General features: G+C 68.0%; 17 protein-coding genes and 1 riboswitch. Of the genes, 8 read left to right on the top strand and 9 right to left on the bottom strand.

The features are described 5' to 3' along the window. Positions 1 to 70 precede the first annotated feature (70 nt). The 4 genes from AC1DER_RS12945 to metX form a co-directional block, all read right to left on the bottom strand. Positions 71 to 616 carry a peroxiredoxin gene (locus tag AC1DER_RS12945; RefSeq protein ID WP_477243465.1) on the bottom strand — a complete coding sequence of 182 codons (546 nt, stop codon included), beginning with the start codon at positions 614 to 616 and terminating at the stop codon, positions 71 to 73. Between the two features lie 120 nt (positions 617 to 736). After that, positions 737 to 1,879 (bottom strand): homoserine dehydrogenase family protein, encoded by a 1,143-nt coding sequence (locus tag AC1DER_RS12940; protein ID WP_477243467.1) that lies wholly within the window; start codon positions 1,877 to 1,879, stop codon positions 737 to 739. Next, positions 1,876 to 3,081 (bottom strand): O-succinylhomoserine (thiol)-lyase, encoded by a 1,206-nt coding sequence (locus AC1DER_RS12935; RefSeq protein ID WP_477358030.1) that lies wholly within the window; start codon positions 3,079 to 3,081, stop codon positions 1,876 to 1,878. The genes AC1DER_RS12940 and AC1DER_RS12935 overlap by 4 nt, the downstream gene beginning before the upstream one ends. Continuing rightward, positions 3,078 to 4,178 carry a homoserine O-succinyltransferase MetX gene (gene metX, locus AC1DER_RS12930; RefSeq protein ID WP_477243471.1) on the bottom strand — a complete coding sequence of 367 codons (1,101 nt, stop codon included), beginning with the start codon at positions 4,176 to 4,178 and terminating at the stop codon, positions 3,078 to 3,080. Before metX ends, AC1DER_RS12935 begins: the two co-directional genes overlap by 4 nt. Before the next feature lie 78 nt (positions 4,179 to 4,256). Next, positions 4,257 to 4,393, bottom strand: a riboswitch (SAM riboswitch). 119 nt (positions 4,394 to 4,512) lie between these two features. Here metX and AC1DER_RS12925 point away from each other — a divergent pair. From AC1DER_RS12925 to AC1DER_RS12910, 4 genes are all read left to right on the top strand, one after another. Then, complete coding sequence (locus tag AC1DER_RS12925) at positions 4,513 to 5,637, top strand: NHL repeat-containing protein (RefSeq protein WP_441817191.1); 1,125 nt, start codon at positions 4,513 to 4,515, stop codon at positions 5,635 to 5,637. A gap of 4 nt (positions 5,638 to 5,641) precedes the next feature. Then, positions 5,642 to 6,562 (top strand): peptidoglycan DD-metalloendopeptidase family protein, encoded by a 921-nt coding sequence (locus tag AC1DER_RS12920; RefSeq protein WP_477243473.1) that lies wholly within the window; start codon positions 5,642 to 5,644, stop codon positions 6,560 to 6,562. A gap of 107 nt (positions 6,563 to 6,669) precedes the next feature. Next, positions 6,670 to 8,274 carry a peptide chain release factor 3 gene (locus AC1DER_RS12915; protein WP_441817189.1) on the top strand — a complete coding sequence of 535 codons (1,605 nt, stop codon included), beginning with the start codon at positions 6,670 to 6,672 and terminating at the stop codon, positions 8,272 to 8,274. A 24-nt stretch (positions 8,275 to 8,298) separates the two neighbouring features. Beyond that, positions 8,299 to 8,553 carry a DUF1294 domain-containing protein gene (locus AC1DER_RS12910; protein ID WP_477243475.1) on the top strand — a complete coding sequence of 85 codons (255 nt, stop codon included), beginning with the start codon at positions 8,299 to 8,301 and terminating at the stop codon, positions 8,551 to 8,553. A 96-nt stretch (positions 8,554 to 8,649) separates the two neighbouring features. On the opposite strand, the gene AC1DER_RS12905 is transcribed toward AC1DER_RS12910, so the two are convergent. After that, complete coding sequence (locus tag AC1DER_RS12905; protein ID WP_477243477.1) at positions 8,650 to 9,279, bottom strand: aspartyl/asparaginyl beta-hydroxylase domain-containing protein; 630 nt, start codon at positions 9,277 to 9,279, stop codon at positions 8,650 to 8,652. Between the two features lie 2 nt (positions 9,280 to 9,281). Further along, positions 9,282 to 9,905: a sulfotransferase family 2 domain-containing protein gene (locus tag AC1DER_RS12900; protein WP_441817186.1), complete on the bottom strand. Its 624-nt coding sequence runs from the start codon at positions 9,903 to 9,905 to the stop codon at positions 9,282 to 9,284. A gap of 203 nt (positions 9,906 to 10,108) precedes the next feature. Between AC1DER_RS12900 and trhA the strand changes: the two genes are divergently transcribed. Continuing rightward, positions 10,109 to 10,819: a PAQR family membrane homeostasis protein TrhA gene (gene trhA / locus AC1DER_RS12895; RefSeq protein WP_441817185.1), complete on the top strand. Its 711-nt coding sequence runs from the start codon at positions 10,109 to 10,111 to the stop codon at positions 10,817 to 10,819. Positions 10,820 to 10,897: 78 nt separating this feature from the next. Beyond that, positions 10,898 to 12,826, top strand: a complete 1,929-nt coding sequence (locus AC1DER_RS12890) for an AsmA family protein (RefSeq protein ID WP_477243480.1) — start codon at positions 10,898 to 10,900, stop codon at positions 12,824 to 12,826. A gap of 22 nt (positions 12,827 to 12,848) precedes the next feature. Here the strand turns inward: AC1DER_RS12890 and AC1DER_RS12885 are convergent, their stop codons facing one another. From AC1DER_RS12885 to mtgA, 3 genes are all read right to left on the bottom strand, one after another. Further along, positions 12,849 to 13,277, bottom strand: a complete 429-nt coding sequence (locus tag AC1DER_RS12885; protein ID WP_441817183.1) for a CBS domain-containing protein — start codon at positions 13,275 to 13,277, stop codon at positions 12,849 to 12,851. Next, a complete protein-coding gene (locus AC1DER_RS12880; protein WP_477243552.1) occupies positions 13,237 to 14,256 on the bottom strand; it encodes a glycosyltransferase family 2 protein in 1,020 nt (339 codons plus the stop codon). The genes AC1DER_RS12885 and AC1DER_RS12880 overlap by 41 nt, the downstream gene beginning before the upstream one ends. 353 nt (positions 14,257 to 14,609) lie before the next feature. Further along, the gene (gene mtgA / locus AC1DER_RS12875; protein WP_477243483.1) at positions 14,610 to 15,356 is read right to left on the bottom strand and encodes a monofunctional biosynthetic peptidoglycan transglycosylase; all 747 of its coding nucleotides are present in this window, start codon (positions 15,354 to 15,356) and stop codon (positions 14,610 to 14,612) included. 102 nt (positions 15,357 to 15,458) lie between these two features. Between mtgA and hslO the strand changes: the two genes are divergently transcribed. Then, positions 15,459 to 16,391: an Hsp33 family molecular chaperone HslO gene (hslO, locus tag AC1DER_RS12870; protein WP_477243485.1), complete on the top strand. Its 933-nt coding sequence runs from the start codon at positions 15,459 to 15,461 to the stop codon at positions 16,389 to 16,391. 165 nt (positions 16,392 to 16,556) lie between these two features. Then, on the top strand, positions 16,557 to 17,387 hold the full coding sequence (locus tag AC1DER_RS12865; RefSeq protein WP_441817326.1) for an XOO1806 family protein: 831 nt from the start codon (positions 16,557 to 16,559) through the stop codon (positions 17,385 to 17,387). Positions 17,388 to 17,582: the final 195 nt, after the last annotated feature.

The raw sequence follows: 17,582 nt of genomic DNA, 5'->3' as shown, positions 1-17,582 counted from the left end.
AGGCCTTCTGACTGCGCTGAACCGCGCTGCCCGGGGCAGTTTCGTCAGCCCCGGGCAGGCGTCGGGACGCTTACTTCTTGAGCGCCTTCACCGCGTCGAGGGTTTCCTTGACGTGCTGGTTCGGCTTGAGCTCCGAGTAGGCGTGGACGATGGTGCCCTGCTGCGAGATCACGTACGAGGTGCGGTCCGACCATTCCGGCTTCTGCGCCAGGATCGCGTCGTACTGCTTGGCGATCTTGGCGCCGTTGTCGGCGGCGACCGGGAACTTGCCGCCGCAATGTTCGGTTTCCTTGGAGAACGCGGCCAGCTCGCTGGTGTTGCCGGCGGTGACGCCGATCAGGGTCGCGCCCTCCTTCTTGAACTGGTCGGCGGCCTCGGAGAACAGGTGCGCTTCGAGGTTGCAACCCGGGGTGTGCGCGGCCGGGAAGAAGTACACGACCACCGGGCCCTTCTTCAGGGCGTCGGCGAGCTTGAAGGTGAAGGGCTCGCCGGCCAGGTAGGCCGGGGCGCTGAAGTCGGGGGCCTTGGCGCCTTCCTTGAGGGCGGCGTAGGACGGAGCGGCAAAAGCAACGGCGGCGACGAAGCCGGCGGCGGAGAGCTTGAGCAGGGAATTCATGGCGGGCGTCCGGGTGGCGGGTGCGGCATACGATACGACTGCGCGGATCAATATGCGCGGGTCAAGAAGGGTCGCCTGCGATCAACTGGACCGGACCGGCGCCATCAAAGGTTCACAAGGTCACCGACCCGCCAGGCGCAGCGCGTCGTCGAGCAGCCCGGCCGCGGTTACCCCGGCGCCCGCACCAGGCCCCTGGATCACCAGCGGCTGGTTGCAGTAGCGGTCGGACCAGATCGCCACCCGGTTGTCGGTGCCGGCGCCACCGGCCAGCGGATGGTCGGCCGGCAGCGACTCCAGCCCCACCCGGGCGACGCCGTCCTGCAGGCGGGCGATGAAGCGCAGCTTCTCGTGGCGCTTGTAGGCGCTGGCGTAGCGGTTGCGCAGCGGCGTATCGAGCGCCGGCAATGCAGCGTCGAGCGCATCACGTGACAGGATCGCCAGCTCCGGCGGGACCAGCGAGGTGACTTCGACATTGCCGGCGTCCAGCTCGACACCTGCGCTTCGCGCGAGGATCAGCAGCTTGCGCCGCACGTCTTCGCCGGAGAGGTCATCGCGCGGATCCGGCTCGGTGTAACCGGCATCGCGGGCCTGCCTTACCAGCGCCGAAAACGGACGCATGCCGTCGTAGTGGTTGAACAGCCAGGCAAGCGAGCCCGACAGCACGCCGGCGATGGAATGGATGCGGTCGCCGCCCGCCTGCAGTTCGCGCAGCGAACGCAACAGCGGCAGGCCCGCGCCGACCGTGGCGCTGTCGCCGTAGCCGGCATTGCCGATCGCCGCGCCAGTCCGGATCGACCGCCAGCGCGACAGCGAGGTGCCCTGCCCGATCTTGCACGCGGTGACGACGTGGATGCCCTGCTGCAGCCAGTGGGCGTGGCGCTCGGCAACGGCCTCACTCGCGGTTGCGTCGATGACGATGCGCGAACCGTCGCCCTTGAGCGCCGCCTCTATCGTCTCCAGCGAACTGCGCTGCGGCGCCAGGGCAAGACGCTGCGCGGCCTCTGCCGGCGCCAGGCCCGAACGGTCGCTGGCGGACTGCCGTGAATTGGCGACATGCACCAGCTGCAGGCGCTGGCCGAAACTGCTGCCATGCCATGCAGCCAGTCGCTCGAGTACGGCGCTGCCGACCGTACCGGTGCCGAGCAGCGCGACCCGGGCCGGCGCGTGGCGCGGCTGCGCGACGACGGCGCGGTCGACGACAGCGCGGTCGACGACAGCGCGGTCGACGACAGCTGGGGCGACGTCGAGCGCGGCCGCGCTCATCGTTTCGCGCGCTCGGCGGTGGCCACTGCGACTTGGGCGCGGGCCAGCGCGGCTTCGAGGTCGGCGACCAGGTCGTCGGCATGCTCGATGCCGACCGACAGACGCAGCAGGCCGTCGCCAATGCCGGCGGCAGCGCGCGCTTCGGCCGACATCGCCGCGTGCGTCATCGTCGCCGGATGCGCGATCAGGCTTTCGACGCCGCCGAGCGATTCGGCCAGGGTGAAGCACTCAAGACCTTCGACGAACGCGCGCACGGCGCGCTCCTCCTCACCATGCACGCCGCCTTCAAGTTCAACACTCAGCATCGCGCCGAAGCCCAGCTGCTGGCGCGCCGCGAGGGCATGGCCCGGGTGCGATTCCAGCCCCGGGTAATGCACGGTGCGCACCGCCGGATGGCCATCGAGCAATGCGACCACCGCTTCGGTGTTCTCCTGGTGCACGCGCAGGCGTGCATCGAGCGTGCGCAGGCCGCGCAGGGTCAGGAAGCTGTCGAACGGCGAGCCGGTCAGGCCGAGCGCATTCGCCCACCAGACCAGCTGCTGGTGCTGCTGCGCATCGCGCGCAACCACCGCGCCACCGACCACATCGCTGTGGCCATTGATGTACTTGGTGGTGGAATGCAGTACGAAGTCGGCGCCGAACGCCAGCGGCTGCTGCAGCGCCGGCGACAGGAAGGTGTTGTCGACCACGGTCAGCGCGCCCTTGGCCTGCGCGGTCTCGATCACGAAGCGCAGATCGGTGATGCGCAGCAGCGGGTTGGACGGGGTCTCGATCCACACCACGGTCGGGTCGCAGGCCAGTGCGTCGGTCAGCGAACGTGGATCGGTGAGATCGGCGGTGATCAGTTCGAACGCGCCCTTGGCGGCCAGCGCGTTGAACAGGCGCCAGCTGCCGCCGTAACCGTCGTGCGGCACCACCAGTCGGTCGCCGGGCTTGAGCAGAGCGTGCAGCAGCAACGTGATCGCGCCCATGCCGGTGGCGGTGATGACGCCGCCGGCGCCGCCCTCCAGTTCGCTCAGTGCTTCGGCAAGCAGGTCGCGGGTGGGGTTGCCACTGCGGGTGTAGTCGTACTGCCGCTTCTCGTTGAAGCCGGCGAAGCTGAAGTTCGACGACAGCACGATCGGGGGAGTGACCGCGCCGAAGGCGGGATCGCGGTCGATGCCGGCACGGACGGCGGCGGTACAGCGCTTGCGCGTGCTCATGCCAGCACCTGCGTGCGTGCATCGGCGACGCAGTCTTCGAGTGCCTCGCGCAGCACCGCGGCGACTTCGGCTTCCTCTTTGAGGAAGGCGTCGTGACCATAGAGCGAGCGCAGCACGCGCAGGCGGGTCTCGCCGCGCAGGCGCTCGACCAGGTCGTAGGCGTCCGAGAGCGGCACCAGGCGGTCTTCGGCGACGGCGATGACGGTCACCGGCAACCGGATCGCACCGGGGTCGACCGCCTGCAGGTCGATCGACTCCGACAGGCGCAGGTAAGCGGTCGGCGAAGTGCGCTCGACATAGGTGGCGCCGCAATGGTCGAGGTAGTCCTCGGCGCCAACGCGGACTCGGCCGTCGCTGACCTGGGCAGCAGCGAAGCGCGCCGCGAATTCCTCCGGCGTGCGATAGCTCAGGATCGCCAGCTGACGCGCCAGCGCAAGACCATGGGTTTCGTCGCACTGCAACGCGCCCAGTGCAACCGCGCGGCGCTGCAGCGCGCGCCATGCACTGGCGTAGGGATGGGCTCGGTGCACGCCGCTGATCGCGACCAGCTGCTGCAGGCGGGCGCCATGGCGCGCCGCGAACTGCAGGCCGACCATTGCGCCATAGGAACAGCCGACGAAGGCGTGCAGACGATCGACGTCGAGAACGTCGAGCAGCGCCGCAATCGCGTCGGCCTGGTCGGCCGGGTCGATCGGCGCATCGAGGTTGCCATCGGCGCCGAGCCAGTCGAATGCGACCACGCAGTGCTGGCGCGGGTCGATCGTGCGGCCTTCACCAACCTGGCCCTGCCACCAGCCCGCTTCGCCGAAGGCGGCAGACGCGCCGACATGGCGATGCGCGGAGATGCCCCCGGCCACGAACACCACCGGCAGCGTGCGATCGCCAAGGATTTCGTAGCGAAGCTCCAGGCGCTGGCGGCCGGCATGGCGCAACGGCAGTTCAACCGTGCACTGGCCGCGCACTGCGTCGATGGCGGGGACACCCGTGCCTTTCACCCAGGCGGCGGCATGGGCGATGGCATCCAGCGTCGCGGCTGCGTCGTGGGCGCTATGGCCACTGTGGTCGTGGGTGGTGGCGGGGGCGTTGGCGAGACTCATGGCGGGCATCCGAAGTGACGGGGCCATCGAGCCTGCGAGTCGCGGTGCACCCGGCCATCGATCGGCAGGGGGCACTCACAACCATCTTCCGACCGGCGCGGGCGCCTGTCGCAGGAATTGGCACCTTCACCTCACTGCCCCGCCGCAATGGCTGGGTGGTGGGTTGGGTTGCCCCGGCTTCAAAGGGCCTGTCCCTCTGCCGGTCTCGATGGATGGCCGCAGTCTGCCAGCGTCCGCCGAGGCGTGTCAATCGCTCTATCCGCATATAGCGATTTATTATTTCGGTCACGTCTTGAGGCCACATTGTTAAGGCCACGCGAATACACTTCCGTACATGACCCCACGCCTCCTTTCCCCCGCCGCCACCGCAGTCATGTTGGCGAGCCTGCTGTTGTCCGCCTGCTCCACCACCGGCCCTACCGCCACCACGGCCCCGGCACCAGCGACGCCTCCGGCCGGCGCCCCGGATGTCCGCACCGTGCTGGAGAGCTACGTCTCGGCCGAAACGCCCCAGGACGAACTCGACTCGCTCGCCACCTGGACCAGCGAGGACGGCCGCACCTGGCTGATCGCCTCGGCCAAGTCGACCCATCGCCTGGTGGTGTTCGATGCCGACACCGGCAAGCGCCTGCGCGAAGTCGGCGGCGAAGGCCAGGCCCTGGGCCAGTTCAACCGCCCCAACGGCGTGGCCGTCTACGGCGACTACCTGTTCGTGGTCGAGCGCGACAACCACCGCGTGCAGGTGTTCAACCTGCCCGGACTGACGCCGCTTGGCAGCTTCGGCGACAAGGAACTGCGCAGCCCCTACGGGCTGTGGCTGACCGAAACCGAGCCGGGCGAACTGGAGGTCTACGTCACCGACAGCTTCATGTACGGCAAGAAGTTCGACCAGGTGCCGCCGCTGGCGGAGCTCGACCAGCGCGTGCGCCGCTTCCGCGTCCAGTTCGACCAGAACGGCCGGCTGCGCAGCAGCTACGGCGGCTCGTTCGGCGACACCAGCGAGGCCGGCGGCCTGCGCATGGTCGAGTCGATCGCCGGCGATCCGGACAACGACCGCCTGCTGGTCGCCGACGAAGACCGCCGCCACGAATCGACGCTGCGCGAGTACAGCTTCAGCGGCAAGTACAGCGGCCGCAGCCTGCCGCAGGACAGCTTCGCCGCCGAAGCCGAAGGCGTGGCGCTGTGGACGTGCCCCAATGGCGGCGGCTACTGGATCGCCGTCGACCAGCTGGCGCCGCTGACCGTGTTCCATCTTTTCGACCGCGCCACACTCGCACCGCGTGGCAGTTTCGAAGGCGAAACCACGGCCCACACCGACGGCGTCGCCCTGCATGCGGCCTCCACGCCGGCGTTCCCCAATGGCGCGCTGTTCGCCGTGCACGACGACAAGTCGGTCACCGCGTTCGACCTGGCCGAGGTCGTGCGCGTGCTGGGTCTGTCGGCAGACTGCACCCGCTAGCGCGATGGCAACCAGGCGCCACCTGGCGGCAGTCACCCTCGGCAGCGCCGCGCTGCTGCTGGCGTTTGCCGCCGGTGCGGCCAAGCTCTATCGCTGGACCGACGGCAGCGGCATCACCCACTACGGCGACCACGTGCCCGATGCGCCGCCGGCGCAGGTCCGCACGATTCCTGTCTATGCCGAGCCCAGCGCGATCGCGCAGCTGCGCATCGAGAACGATGGCGACCGCTACCTGGCCTTTGCCGACAACCGGCTGTCAGGTCCGATCGAAGTCCAGCTGGATTTCAGCCGCAGCGACAACGTGGTCGGGCGGCCGCTGCTGCCGGCCCGCGCCACCGTCGCCGCCCGCGGCAGCGCCCTGGTGGCGGTGCTGGAGTCGGCCGACCCGGAGCGCGGCTTCGATTTCGAGTTGCAGATGGAAAGCCTGCCCGGCGACCCCGACGCACACCCGCGCAACGTCGACTATGTGCTGCCTCTGCAGCAGGCGACGTTCCGCATCGACCAGGGCTACGGCGGGCATTTCAGCCACAACGACGCGCAGAGCCGCTACGCGGTCGATTTCGCCGCCGCCATCGGCACACCGGTGCTGGCCGCGCGCGACGGCGTGGTGATGCAGGTCGAGTCGGATTTCGACAAGGCCGGGCTCAACCGCGAGAAATACGGCGGCCGCGCCAATTTCGTCCGCATCCTCCACGACGACGGCAGCATGACCCTCTACGGGCATCTGAAGGCCGACGACGGCGTGCTGGTGCGGGTGGGCCAGCGCGTCCGCGCCGGCCAGCAGATCGGCCTGTCGGGAAATACCGGCTTCACCACCGGCCCGCACCTGCACTTTGCCGTGCAGGTGAACCGGGGCATGCGACTGGAGTCGATTCCGTTCAGGATGCTCGGCCCGGCCGGCCCGCTGCGCATTTCGGGGGGATGAACTCCTGGGCTGAAGCTCCGCGGGGAGTGTGGCCGGGCCGCGTATAATCGCCCCCCTCACCCGCTTCCCGATTCGCGGACCGGTCCCCGGACCCGCCCGCCGCCGCCATGTCCGACGTTTCCCTCGAAGCCGCCCGCCGCCGCACGTTCGCGATCATTTCGCACCCCGACGCCGGCAAGACCACGCTCACCGAAAAGCTGCTGCTGTTCGGCGGCGCCATCCAGATGGCCGGCTCGGTCAAGGGCCGCAAGGCCGCGCGCCACGCCACCTCGGACTGGATGGCGCTGGAAAAGGAGCGCGGCATCTCGGTAACCAGTTCGGTGATGCAGTTCCCCTACGAGGGCCGCATCGTCAACCTGCTCGACACTCCCGGCCATGCCGACTTCGGCGAGGACACCTACCGCGTGCTGACCGCCGTGGACTCGGCGTTGATGGTCATCGACGTCGCCAAGGGTGTCGAAGAGCGCACGATCAAGCTGATGGAGGTGTGCCGCCTGCGCGACACGCCGATCATGACCTTCATCAACAAGCTCGACCGCGAGGGCAAGAACCCGATCGACCTGCTCGATGAAGTCGAGTCGGTGCTGGGCATCCAGTGCGCGCCGATCACCTGGCCGATCGGCATGGGCCAGCGCCTGAAGGGCGTGGTCCACCTGGTCACGGGCGAGGTGCACCTGTACGAACAGGGCCGCAACTTCACCCGCCAGGACTCCACCATCTTCACCTCGATCGACGATCCGGCCCTGGCCGAACGCATCGGCGAGAACATGCTCAAGGAGCTGCGCGACGAGCTGGAGCTGGTCGAAGGTGCCTCGCATCCGTTCGATCCGGCCCGGTACCTGTCCGGCGAGCAGACGCCGGTGTTCTTCGGCTCGGCGGTCAACAACTTCGGCGTGCAGCTGCTGCTCGACTTCTTCGTAGAACACGCGCCGTCGCCGCGCCCGCGCGGCACCACCACGCGCGAAGTCGGCGCGTACGAGCCCAAGCTCACCGGCTTCGTCTTCAAGATCCAGGCCAACATGGACCCGCAGCACCGCGACCGCGTCGCGTTCATGCGCGTCTGCTCGGGTTCGTTCGCCGCCGGCATGAAGGCCTTCCACGTGCGCACCGGCAAGGAGGTCAAGCTCGCCAACGCGCTGACCTTCATGGCCTCCGACCGCGAAATCGCCGAAAGCGCCTGGCCGGGCGATGTCATCGGCATCCACAACCACGGCACCATCTCCATCGGCGACAGCTTCACCGAGGGCGAGGTGCTGGGCTTCACCGGCATCCCCAACTTTGCCCCGGAACTGTTCCGCCGCGCGCGCCTGCGCGACCCGCTCAAGCTCAAGCAGCTGCAGAAGGGCCTGGCGCAGCTGTCGGAAGAAGGCGCCACCCAGTTCTTCCGCCCGCTGATGAGCAACGACCTCATCCTCGGCGCGGTCGGCGTGCTGCAGTTCGACGTGGTCGCCTACCGCCTCAAGGACGAGTACGGCGTCGATGCCAGCTTCGAACAGGTCGCCGTCTCCACGGCGCGCTGGATCCGCTGCGACAACGACAAGAAGCTGGAAGAGTTCCGCGACAAGAACGCGATGAACCTCGCCATCGATGCCGCCGGCGAGCTGGTCTACCTGGCGCCGACGCGGGTCAACCTGCAGCTGGCCCAGGAACGCGCGCCGGACGTGACCTTCATGGCCACGCGCGAGCACGCGCACGCCACGCCGATCGACTGAGGCCGCACGGTGCCGGCGTGGGCCATGTGGTTGCTCGCGTTCAACGCGGTGACCGTGCTCGTCTACGGCTATGACAAGGCCATCGCCGGCGGTCGCCGCCGGCGCGTTCCCGAGCGCACCCTGCTCGGTCTGGCCCTGTGTGGCGGTATGCCCGGCGCCCTGCTGGCGATGTGGACCTTCCGCCACAAGACCGCCAAGCCAAGCTTTCGCAACGCGATCGCACTGGTGGCCGCAGTGCAGGTCATCGCCGCCATCGCGCTGCTTGCCCTCACCCGCTGACCCGCCGTCATCCCGGCGAACGCTGCTATGGCGTCATCCCGGCTAACGCCGGGACCCATCTTGCTGTACCGCCGCCCCCCTTCGCGCGAACGCCGGTCAAGAGCGCGCCGGCAACTTCCCCACCCAGTCCGGTGCCGGCTGGTCCAGGTCGAAGTACTCGAAGATCAGGTGGATGCGATCGCTCGCACCGTTGTTCTCCACCGCATGCACGGCCATGTTGCTGACCTCGACCGCTTCGCCCTCGGCGAAGTGGTATCCGACGCCGTCGATGAAGAACGTCACCTGCTCGCTGGTCATCAGCGGCACATGGATCTTGTGCGGCCACTTCGCCGCCGGATTGGCGTCGCGATGCGGCTTGATCACGCCGCCCGGCGCCATCCGCGCCAGCATCACCCGCGGGAATTCCGCGCGCGCATAACCGTAGGACGCCACCGCCTGCGCCATCACCGGCTCCAGCAGTTCGCGCCACTGCGCCCACAGCGGCCGGTCGTAGGACTTGCGCCAATCCTGGAAATCGCTGACGAAGCGGAAAACGATGTGCCGGGTGCGGTCGAGCGCCTCGAAACGGTTGGGCTTGTCGGCGTTCTCGGCATCCCATAGCGCGTCTTCGATGGCCAGCACCGCTTCGCGCAGGCGGCCGATGTCGACCTGGCCCAGCGCGCGCATCGAGGTCGTCTTGCGCGGGTTGGGGTGGATATCCAGCGGAGAAATGGCGGGAGACTGCATGGTCAGAACTCGTATCCGAACAGTTCCAAGTCGCGCCGGTAGTAGTCGGCGACGCCATCGATCAGCGCCTGGTCATAGTAGTCCCGGTAACTGCCGCGGCGCGAGCTGTTGACCTGGCCCAGCTGCGCCGACGCGATGCCGATGCGCGCGCAGATGGCGTCGTACGACGCCTGCATGTCCTCGACACGGCCGACCTCGTCGGCCAGCACCTTGCCCTCGCCATCGGTGACGAAGGTGTGCTGCGGCTGGAACAGGATGTGCTGCACCGGCCGCGCCTGGAACAGGAGGTAGCGCATCACCTGCTGCGGATTCTTCAGGAAGGCGCCGTCGGCGCGGGTCATGAACGCGCAATAGGAAACGAAGCGGTCGAACGGATTGCGCACGAAGGCGAACTTGAAATAGTCGGCGAACGCGTCATCGCCCAGGAATGGCCGGATCTGGTCGAGGGTGATGTGGCCGTGCTTGATCGCCGCCAGCTCTTCGAACGGGAACCGCTTGTTCACGAACAGGCCGACCTGTTCCAGGTCCTCCTCGCTCATGTGCTCGCGCAGCGCCTGGCGGACCGAGTGGGTCCCGGTCTTGGGGATCGCGGCGAAAACGAAGCGGTGCTGATGGGAAATGATCATGGAAGGGCCGGTGCGTTGGTCCCCGCATGATAGTGGCTTCCGCGGCCCGGGCAGGGTCGCCTGCGGCGATCTTCGCCAGCCTCCCGGCCCGCTCTTGCGCGCTTTGCCCGGCCGCACCGCGCACAGGGCATTTGCCGATCTGGTCACAGCGGCGGCGGTCTCTCCAGAGTATTTGCTCCAACCTGCGCTAGGATGCTGTGGCCATGCCCACCGCACGCTCCGTCAACGACGGTTCCATCCCCGCATCGCGCCCGGCGACCAGCGCCGCGCCGTCGCTGCGCGAGGAATTCCTCAGCGCACTCACCCACGGCCTCGGCGCGACCGCGGCACTGGCGGGCGGGACAGTACTGATCACCCTGGCCGCGCTGTTCGGCGACGGCTGGCAGCTCGCCGGCGCGATCGTCTTCGGCATCTGCCTGCTGCTGCTCTACCTGGCCTCGACGCTGTACCACGCGATCCAGAATCCGGTCGCCAAGGCGCGGCTGAAGGTGTTCGACCACTGCGCGATCTACCTGCTGATCGCCGGCACGTACACGCCCTTCACGCTGATCGGACTGCGCGGCCCCTGGGGCTGGGGCCTGTTCGCGGCGATCTGGACGCTGGCGGTCGCCGGCGTGATCTTCAAGCTGTTCTATACCGGCCGCTTCAAGCTGTTGTCGACCGGCATCTACATCGCCATGGGCTGGCTGGTGGTCGTCGCGATCGAGCCGCTGCTCGGTGCGCTCGATGCCTGGACCATCGGCTGGCTGTTCGCCGGCGGCATCTTCTACACGCTCGGCACCGTGTTCTATCACCGGCCGTCGCTGCCGTACTCGCATGCGATCTGGCACCTGTTCGTGGTCGCCGGCAGCGTCTGCCATTACGTCGCCGTGATGGCACAGGTCCTGACGCCCGGCGCGGTGATTCCCAGCTGAACTGCTCACAACGTATTCACCCCCGCTTGACCGACTGCCACTGAAGGTGGTCGACGGCTCATTGCAGGGAGACACCGCGTGCATGGTTCGGGAGCGTCCTGGCCCAGGCGGCATCCGTTGTGGACCGCGCTGGCACTGCTGGCGCTGGCAATCGTCGTCCTCATCGCGATCTGGGACTGGAACTGGTTCCGGGGCCCAATCGAACGCCAGGTGCAGGCGCGCACCGGTCGTGAATTCCACATCCGCGGCAACCTCGATGTCGACCTGGGCTGGACGCCGCGGATCACCGCCGAGCAGGTGAGTTTCGGCAACGCCGCCTGGTCCAGCCAGCCGATGATGGCCGACGCCAGCCGCGCTGAACTCGACATCGCCCTGCGCCCGCTGCTGCACGGCCAGGTGCTGCTGCCGCAGATCACGCTGGAGCGCCCACGCCTGCTGCTGGAAACCAACCCGCGCGGCGGCGAAGGCAACTGGGTCTTCGGCCAACCGGGCGAGACCGACATGCAGTTCCGTCGCGTCAGCATCGACCAGGGGCAGATCCGTTTCCTCGACCGCCCCAAGCGCACCGACATCCGCATTGGCGTCAGCAGCTACGCGTTGCCTGCCGACGCCCAGGCCGCGCCGGTGGCCGTGGTCGGCGGCGGACAATGGCGCGGCAGCGACTTCCGCCTGCGCGGCAACGCCGCTTCGCCGCTGCTGCTGCGCGACCGCGACGCGCCCTATCGCATCGACGTGCGCGCTTCTGCCGGCGCCACTCACGCCCATGCGCGCGGCACCCTGCTCGACCCGCTGCGCCTGCGCGGATTCGACCTGCGCATGGCGCTGTCGGGGCGCGACATGGCCGACCTGTACCCGCTGCTGGGCCTGGCCATCCCGACCACGCCGCCGTACTCGCTCGACGGCCGCTTCAGCCGCGAAGGCAATGTCTGGCACTACCGCGATTTCACCGGCCGGATCGGCGACAGCGACATGCATGGCGACGCCAGCGTGGAAACCGGCCGCAAGCGCCCTTATCTGCGCGCCGACCTGCGCTCGCAGCGCCTGGATTTCGACGACCTCGCCGGGTTCGTCGGCGGTTCGCCGCAGGCCGGCAGTGGCGAGACGGCCAACCCCGAGCAACAGGCCAAGGCGGCCGCGCGCCAGGCCAGCCCGCGCCTGATTCCGGACAAGCCCTATGAACTGGAGAAACTGCGCGCCATGGACGCCGACGTGCGCCTGCGCGCCACCCACATCAACGCGCCGCGCCTGCCACTGGACGACATGGACGCGCACCTGCTGCTCGAAGGCGGCCTGCTTCGCATGCAGCCACTCAACTTCGGCGTCGCCGACGGCGACATCCGCTCGACGATCCGCATGGACGCGCGCACCAGCACCATCACCACGCGCGCCGACATCGACGCGGCCGGCCTGAGCCTGGCCAAGCTGCTACCGGACGTGAAACTGGCGCAGAACGCCATCGGCAAGGTCGGCGGCAAGATCAACATCGCCGGCACCGGCAACTCGGTGGCGCACATGCTTGGCAGCAGCGACGGCACGATGCTGCTGGGCATGGGCCGCGGCAAGATCAGCAACATGCTGATGGAGATGGCCGGCATCGACCTGGCCGAGATGATCAAGTTCAAGCTCTCCGGCGACCGCCTGATCCCGGTGCGATGCGGCTTCGCCGACTTCGCCGTTGCCGACGGCGTGATGACCGCACGCTCGTTTGCGTTCGACACCACCGACACCATCCTGATCGGCTCGGGCACCATCGATCTGGGCAAGGAAACCCTGGACCTGACCATCAAGCCGCGCCCCAAGGACCGCAGCCTGCTGGTCTTCCGCACGCCTTTGCTGGTCGACGGAAGCTTCCGCCAGCCAAAGATCCACCCGGACCTGGCCGGGGTCGGACTGCGCGGTGCGATCGCGTTGACCCTGGGCATGATCACGCCGCCAGCAGCACTGCTGGCGACACTGGAAACGGGCCCCGGCGAGGATTCCGGCTGTGGCGGGCGCTACGCCAAGTAGTGCGCGGCGCAGCTGGCGCGGCTCAGCTGGCGATGTACCGCTGCAGCTGGTCGAGTTCGATCTGCTGGTCCTCGATCACCGCCTTGACCAGGTCGCCGATCGACACCACGCCGAGCACCTGGCCGTTGTGCAGCACGGGAAGGTGGCGGATGCGGCGGTCGGTCACCATCTGCATGCAGTGATCGGTGCTGTCGTCCAGGCCGACCGTGAGCACCTGCGCGGTCATGATCGTGCGCACCGGCGTGTCGGCAGACGAGCGCCCCTGCAGCACGATCTTGCGCGCGTAATCGCGCTCGGAAAGTATCCCCACCAGTTGCCCGCCTTCGAGCACCAGTACCGCGCCGATCCGCTTCTCGGCCATCAGCCGGATCGCCTCGATCACCGGCGCATCCGGACCGATCGCGAAAATCTCAGGCGCTTTGGCTTCTAGCAGTTGTCGCACGGTGCGCATGGCCGTCTCCTTCCGCAAGCGGGGCTTGCCCGGAGGATACTCCTGCCGCCGGCTGCCAGGTGTCGACGAGGTACAGCGGCCGCTGCTTGGCCTCGTCGTAGAGGCGACCCAGGTATTCACCGATCACGCCCAGGGCAATCAGCTGGACCCCGCCCAGGAACAGGATGACCACCATCATCGTCGGCCAGCCCGCGACCGGGTCGCCCCACAACAGCGCCTTCACTATCACCGCGATGCCATAGCCGAAGGCGGACAGCGCGGTGAGCAGGCCCAGATAGGTAGCCAATCGCAGCGGAGCGGTTGAAAAGCTGGTGATCCCTTCCAGCGCCAGGTTCCACAGGCGCCAGAAATTGAACTTGCTGTGGCCGGCCGCGCGCGGCTCACGGTGGTAGGCGATGGCGACGCTGTTGAACCCGACCCAGCCGAACAGACCCTTCATGAAGCGGTGCCGCTCACGCAACTGGCGCAGCGCCGCCAGCGCCCGTGGCGACAGAAGGCGGAAGTCCCCGGTATCGGCGGGAATCGGCGTCCGCGACAGCCGCCCGATCACACGATAAAAGACATGCGCGGTGCTGCGCTTGATCCAGCCTTCACCTTCGCGCTCCAGGCGCGTGCCATGGACGTCGTCGTACCCCTCGCGCCACTTGGCCACGAATTGCGGGATCAACTCCGGCGGGTCCTGACCGTCGGCATCGAGGATGAGCGCACCACCCTCCTCGATCCGGTCCAGCCCGGCCGTCAACGCCAGTTCCTTGCCGAAATTGCGCGACAGCCGCAGCACCGCAACGCGCCGATCGGCTGCGGCCAACTGCTGCATCACCTGCCAGGTGTCGTCCCTGCTGCCATCGTCGACATACAGCACCTGCGCATCGAGCTCTTGCGCCAGCGGATCGAGCGCGGCGGCGATGCGCGGATGCAGCAGCGGCAGATTGTCGGCCTCGTTGAAGGCGGCAATGACGATGGTCAGACGGTCGCTCATGCCGCGAATAGTAGCCCGACGAACGAACAGCGTCCGTGGATCCCCGCCTTCGCGGGGATGACGGGGCAAAGGCAACGTCGCTGGGTTCCCGCCTTCGCGGGAATGACGGGCCTGGAGCAATGACGCCAGGAGCCGAAGACCGGGCAACAAAACGCCGGAGCGTCGTCCGCCGGGTCGGGGATTGCGTAGCAGCGGGCCATGGATGGCCCGCGCCCCGCATCGGACAAGGATGTCCGACTAAGGGGCGGAGCAATCCCCGGCCCGGCGGACGGCGCCACTTCGAAGGAAGGTGCCGAAGGAAGCCGCCACTCCGAAGGAAGGCGCCACGAAGTCCCGCAACGCACCAGCCGCCGCTACTCCAGACGCTTCAGATACTCCGCCCCGCCGATGTAGCGCATCTGCCGCTGGATCGCCTGCGAACGGCGCTGCACGTAGGGCCCCGGCCGGACCACACTGTAGTGGCGCGGGCTGGGCAGCACCGCCGCCATGCGCGCGGCCTCCGCCGCGGCCAACTGACTGGCGTCCTTGCGGAAGAACGTCCGCGCCGCCGCCTGCGCACCGTACACACCGTCGCCGAACTCGGCGATGTTGGCGTAGACCTCGATGATCCGATGCTTGGGCCAAAGCGCCTCGATCAACAGCGTGTACCAGGCCTCGATGCCCTTGCGCACGTAGCTGCGCCCACTCCACAGGAACAGATTCTTGGCAGTCTGCTGACTGATCGTGCTGCCACCGCGAACCTTGCGACCACGCGCATTGTTCTTGCGCGCCTTTTCGATCGCCTTGAGATCGAAACCGAAGTGCTCGGCGAAGTTTTGATCCTCCGACGCCACCAGCGCCAGCGGCAGATTCGGAGAGATCTCGTCCAGATTGCGCCAATCGTAGGCAATGCGGAACGACCACTCACCCGCCCCCCAGGCCTCCAGTTGCCGCGACAGCATGAAAGCGCTGAAGGCCGGGTTGACGAACCGCAGCGTCGCCACCTGCACCACGCTGGTGACCAGCAACAGCAACGGCAACGCCAACACCCATCGCAGCCATCGACGGCGGCGCCGGACCGGAACGGCCACGGATACGGTTGCCGCTTCGGTCCCGGTCATGCCTTGCACTGCGCCATCTCCATCCCCATCTTGTCTCGTCACCCTTCACACGGTCGCGTGCATTATCCGCCAATGCCACGCGCCGGCAGCACGAGCACGATGATGACCGCACCCAGCACCACAAAACCCGGCAGCGACGCAGGCAACGACCGCGACCAGCTGACCCGATTCCTGATCGAAGGCGCCGGCGTGCGCGGCGTGCGTGTGCACCTGCAGGACACCTGGAACCAGATCCGCGAACGCGCCGAGTATCCCCAGGCCGCCGCCGAACTGCTGGGCGAAGCCGCCGCCGCTGCCGCCCTCTTCACCGGCCATGCCAAGGTCGACGGGCGCCTGTCGGTGCAGCTGCGCGGCGATGGCGCCCTGCGCACCCTGTTCGCCGAATGCACCGCCGCCGGCACCCTGCGCGGCATCGCCCAGCTTGCCGACAGCGGCGAAGTCTCGCGTGACCTGACCGAGCTCGGCCCGGACGCGGTACTGGCGATCACCATCGAGAACCCCTCCGGCGATGGCCGCGAGCCGACCCGCTACCAGGGCCTGGTGGCGCTGGAATCGGACTCGCTGGCCGGGGCTTTCGAGGGCTATTTCCGCCAGTCCGAACAGCTGCCGACGAGGCTCCTGCTGGCAACCGACGAACGGCATGCCGCGGGACTGATGCTGCAGAAGCTTCCGGGGGATGATGGCGACGACGACGGCTGGGCCCGCGCCTGCGCCCTCTTCGACACCCTCAGCCCGCGCGAGCTCCTGGACTGGAGCGCCGACGATCTTCTGACCCGGTTGTTCCACGAGGACGGGGTGCAGTTGCTGGGCCGCAAACCGCTGCGGTTTGCCTGTTCATGCTCACGCGAGCGGGTCGAGGCCATGCTGGTCTCGCTCGGACCGGACGAGGCGGAGGCGGCGGCCGACGCGGCCGGTGGCGAGGCCAGGATCCGTTGCGAGTTTTGCGGACACAGTTATCAATTCGATAAACAGGAAATCGCTAGCTTGTTTTCGGTGGCGGCTGCCGAACTGGCCGCCCCGGAGCGGCTCCAGTAGCCGTCTCCAGCAGGCGTTGCGGGTGCAGTCTCAGTTTCATCTGAAATTGTTAAATAAACATAAACGGTCTATAGTCGCGGTCCTAAGGAGAGGGGAACTCCACCGGGTTTACCCGGTCGTAACCAGACCATGCACGCGCGCCTGCTTCGACTGCCGTTGACCCTGCTGCTCGCCCTGGGCGTGGCTGCGGGCGTCCATGCGCAGAGCAGCGGCAAGCACGTCGCCAGCGATACGACCTATCTCCCGGTCTGGAACCAGACCAGCGGCAAGCTCGAATACCTGCTGCAACTGGAGCCGGCGAGCACCCCGATTGCCGGCGCCCGCTGGCAGGTCGGCAGCAACACGCTCGGCGCCGCCTTCGGCCTGGAGGCCGGAGACACACTCGGCCTGGTCTGCGATCGCCAGACCGGCCTGGCCGGCGCCATCGGCAACCTCGCCAACCACTGCATGCTGGCCACCCTCGACGACGATGGCGACTACTCCGGCAGTCGCACCGCGACCGTCGGCGCCAGCCTGAGCCGCCCCGCTGGCAAGGTCGGCCTGACCCTGGGCAGCGGCCGCGACGCGATGCCGGCCTGGCTGAGTCCGAACAACAAGGCCAGCAAGGTCGACCAGAACACCCTCACCGTCTACGGCCAGAAAAACATCGGTCGCGAGGCCACGGTCTCCATCGGCGGCACGTGGGCACGGGCCAGGCTGATCCCGGCTGGCGAAGTTCCCGCACTGGCCGACCGCTGGAGCAGCAAGAGCGTCACGATCGGTGCCGGCCTGGGTAATTTCAGCGCCAACGTCGTCGGACGCGTCGTCGATATCCCGGGCGAACCGGGGCAATGGGAAGGCCTCGGCGTCGGCCTGACCTGGCGTACGCCGTGGAGCGGACAGCTGACGGTGGGCGCCGAGAACGTCGTCACCCGCGGCAAGAATCCGTTCGCACCCGGCAGCGACGAGAAGGACGAAGGCACCGTGCCCTATGTCCGTTACGAGCAGGATCTCTGACCTGCTGACCTGCCGCGCAACGCGCGGCGGCTGATCACTCATCTTCATCCACAGGCCGCGCCGGGGCCTGCGTCTGCGTGTGTTCGACGCTCGCATCCACGCGCATCACCGCATGCTTTCAGGGCCATCCACGCCTCGCGCAAACCTCGACTCCGAAGGGGCAACTTTGCCGAATCTGGCGGGTTGACGAACTGC

This window comes from Lysobacter sp. 05T417 (genome assembly GCF_056396405.1).
Note: the sequence above shows the minus strand (reverse complement) of the source record. Positions and strands in the feature narration are given on the sequence as shown.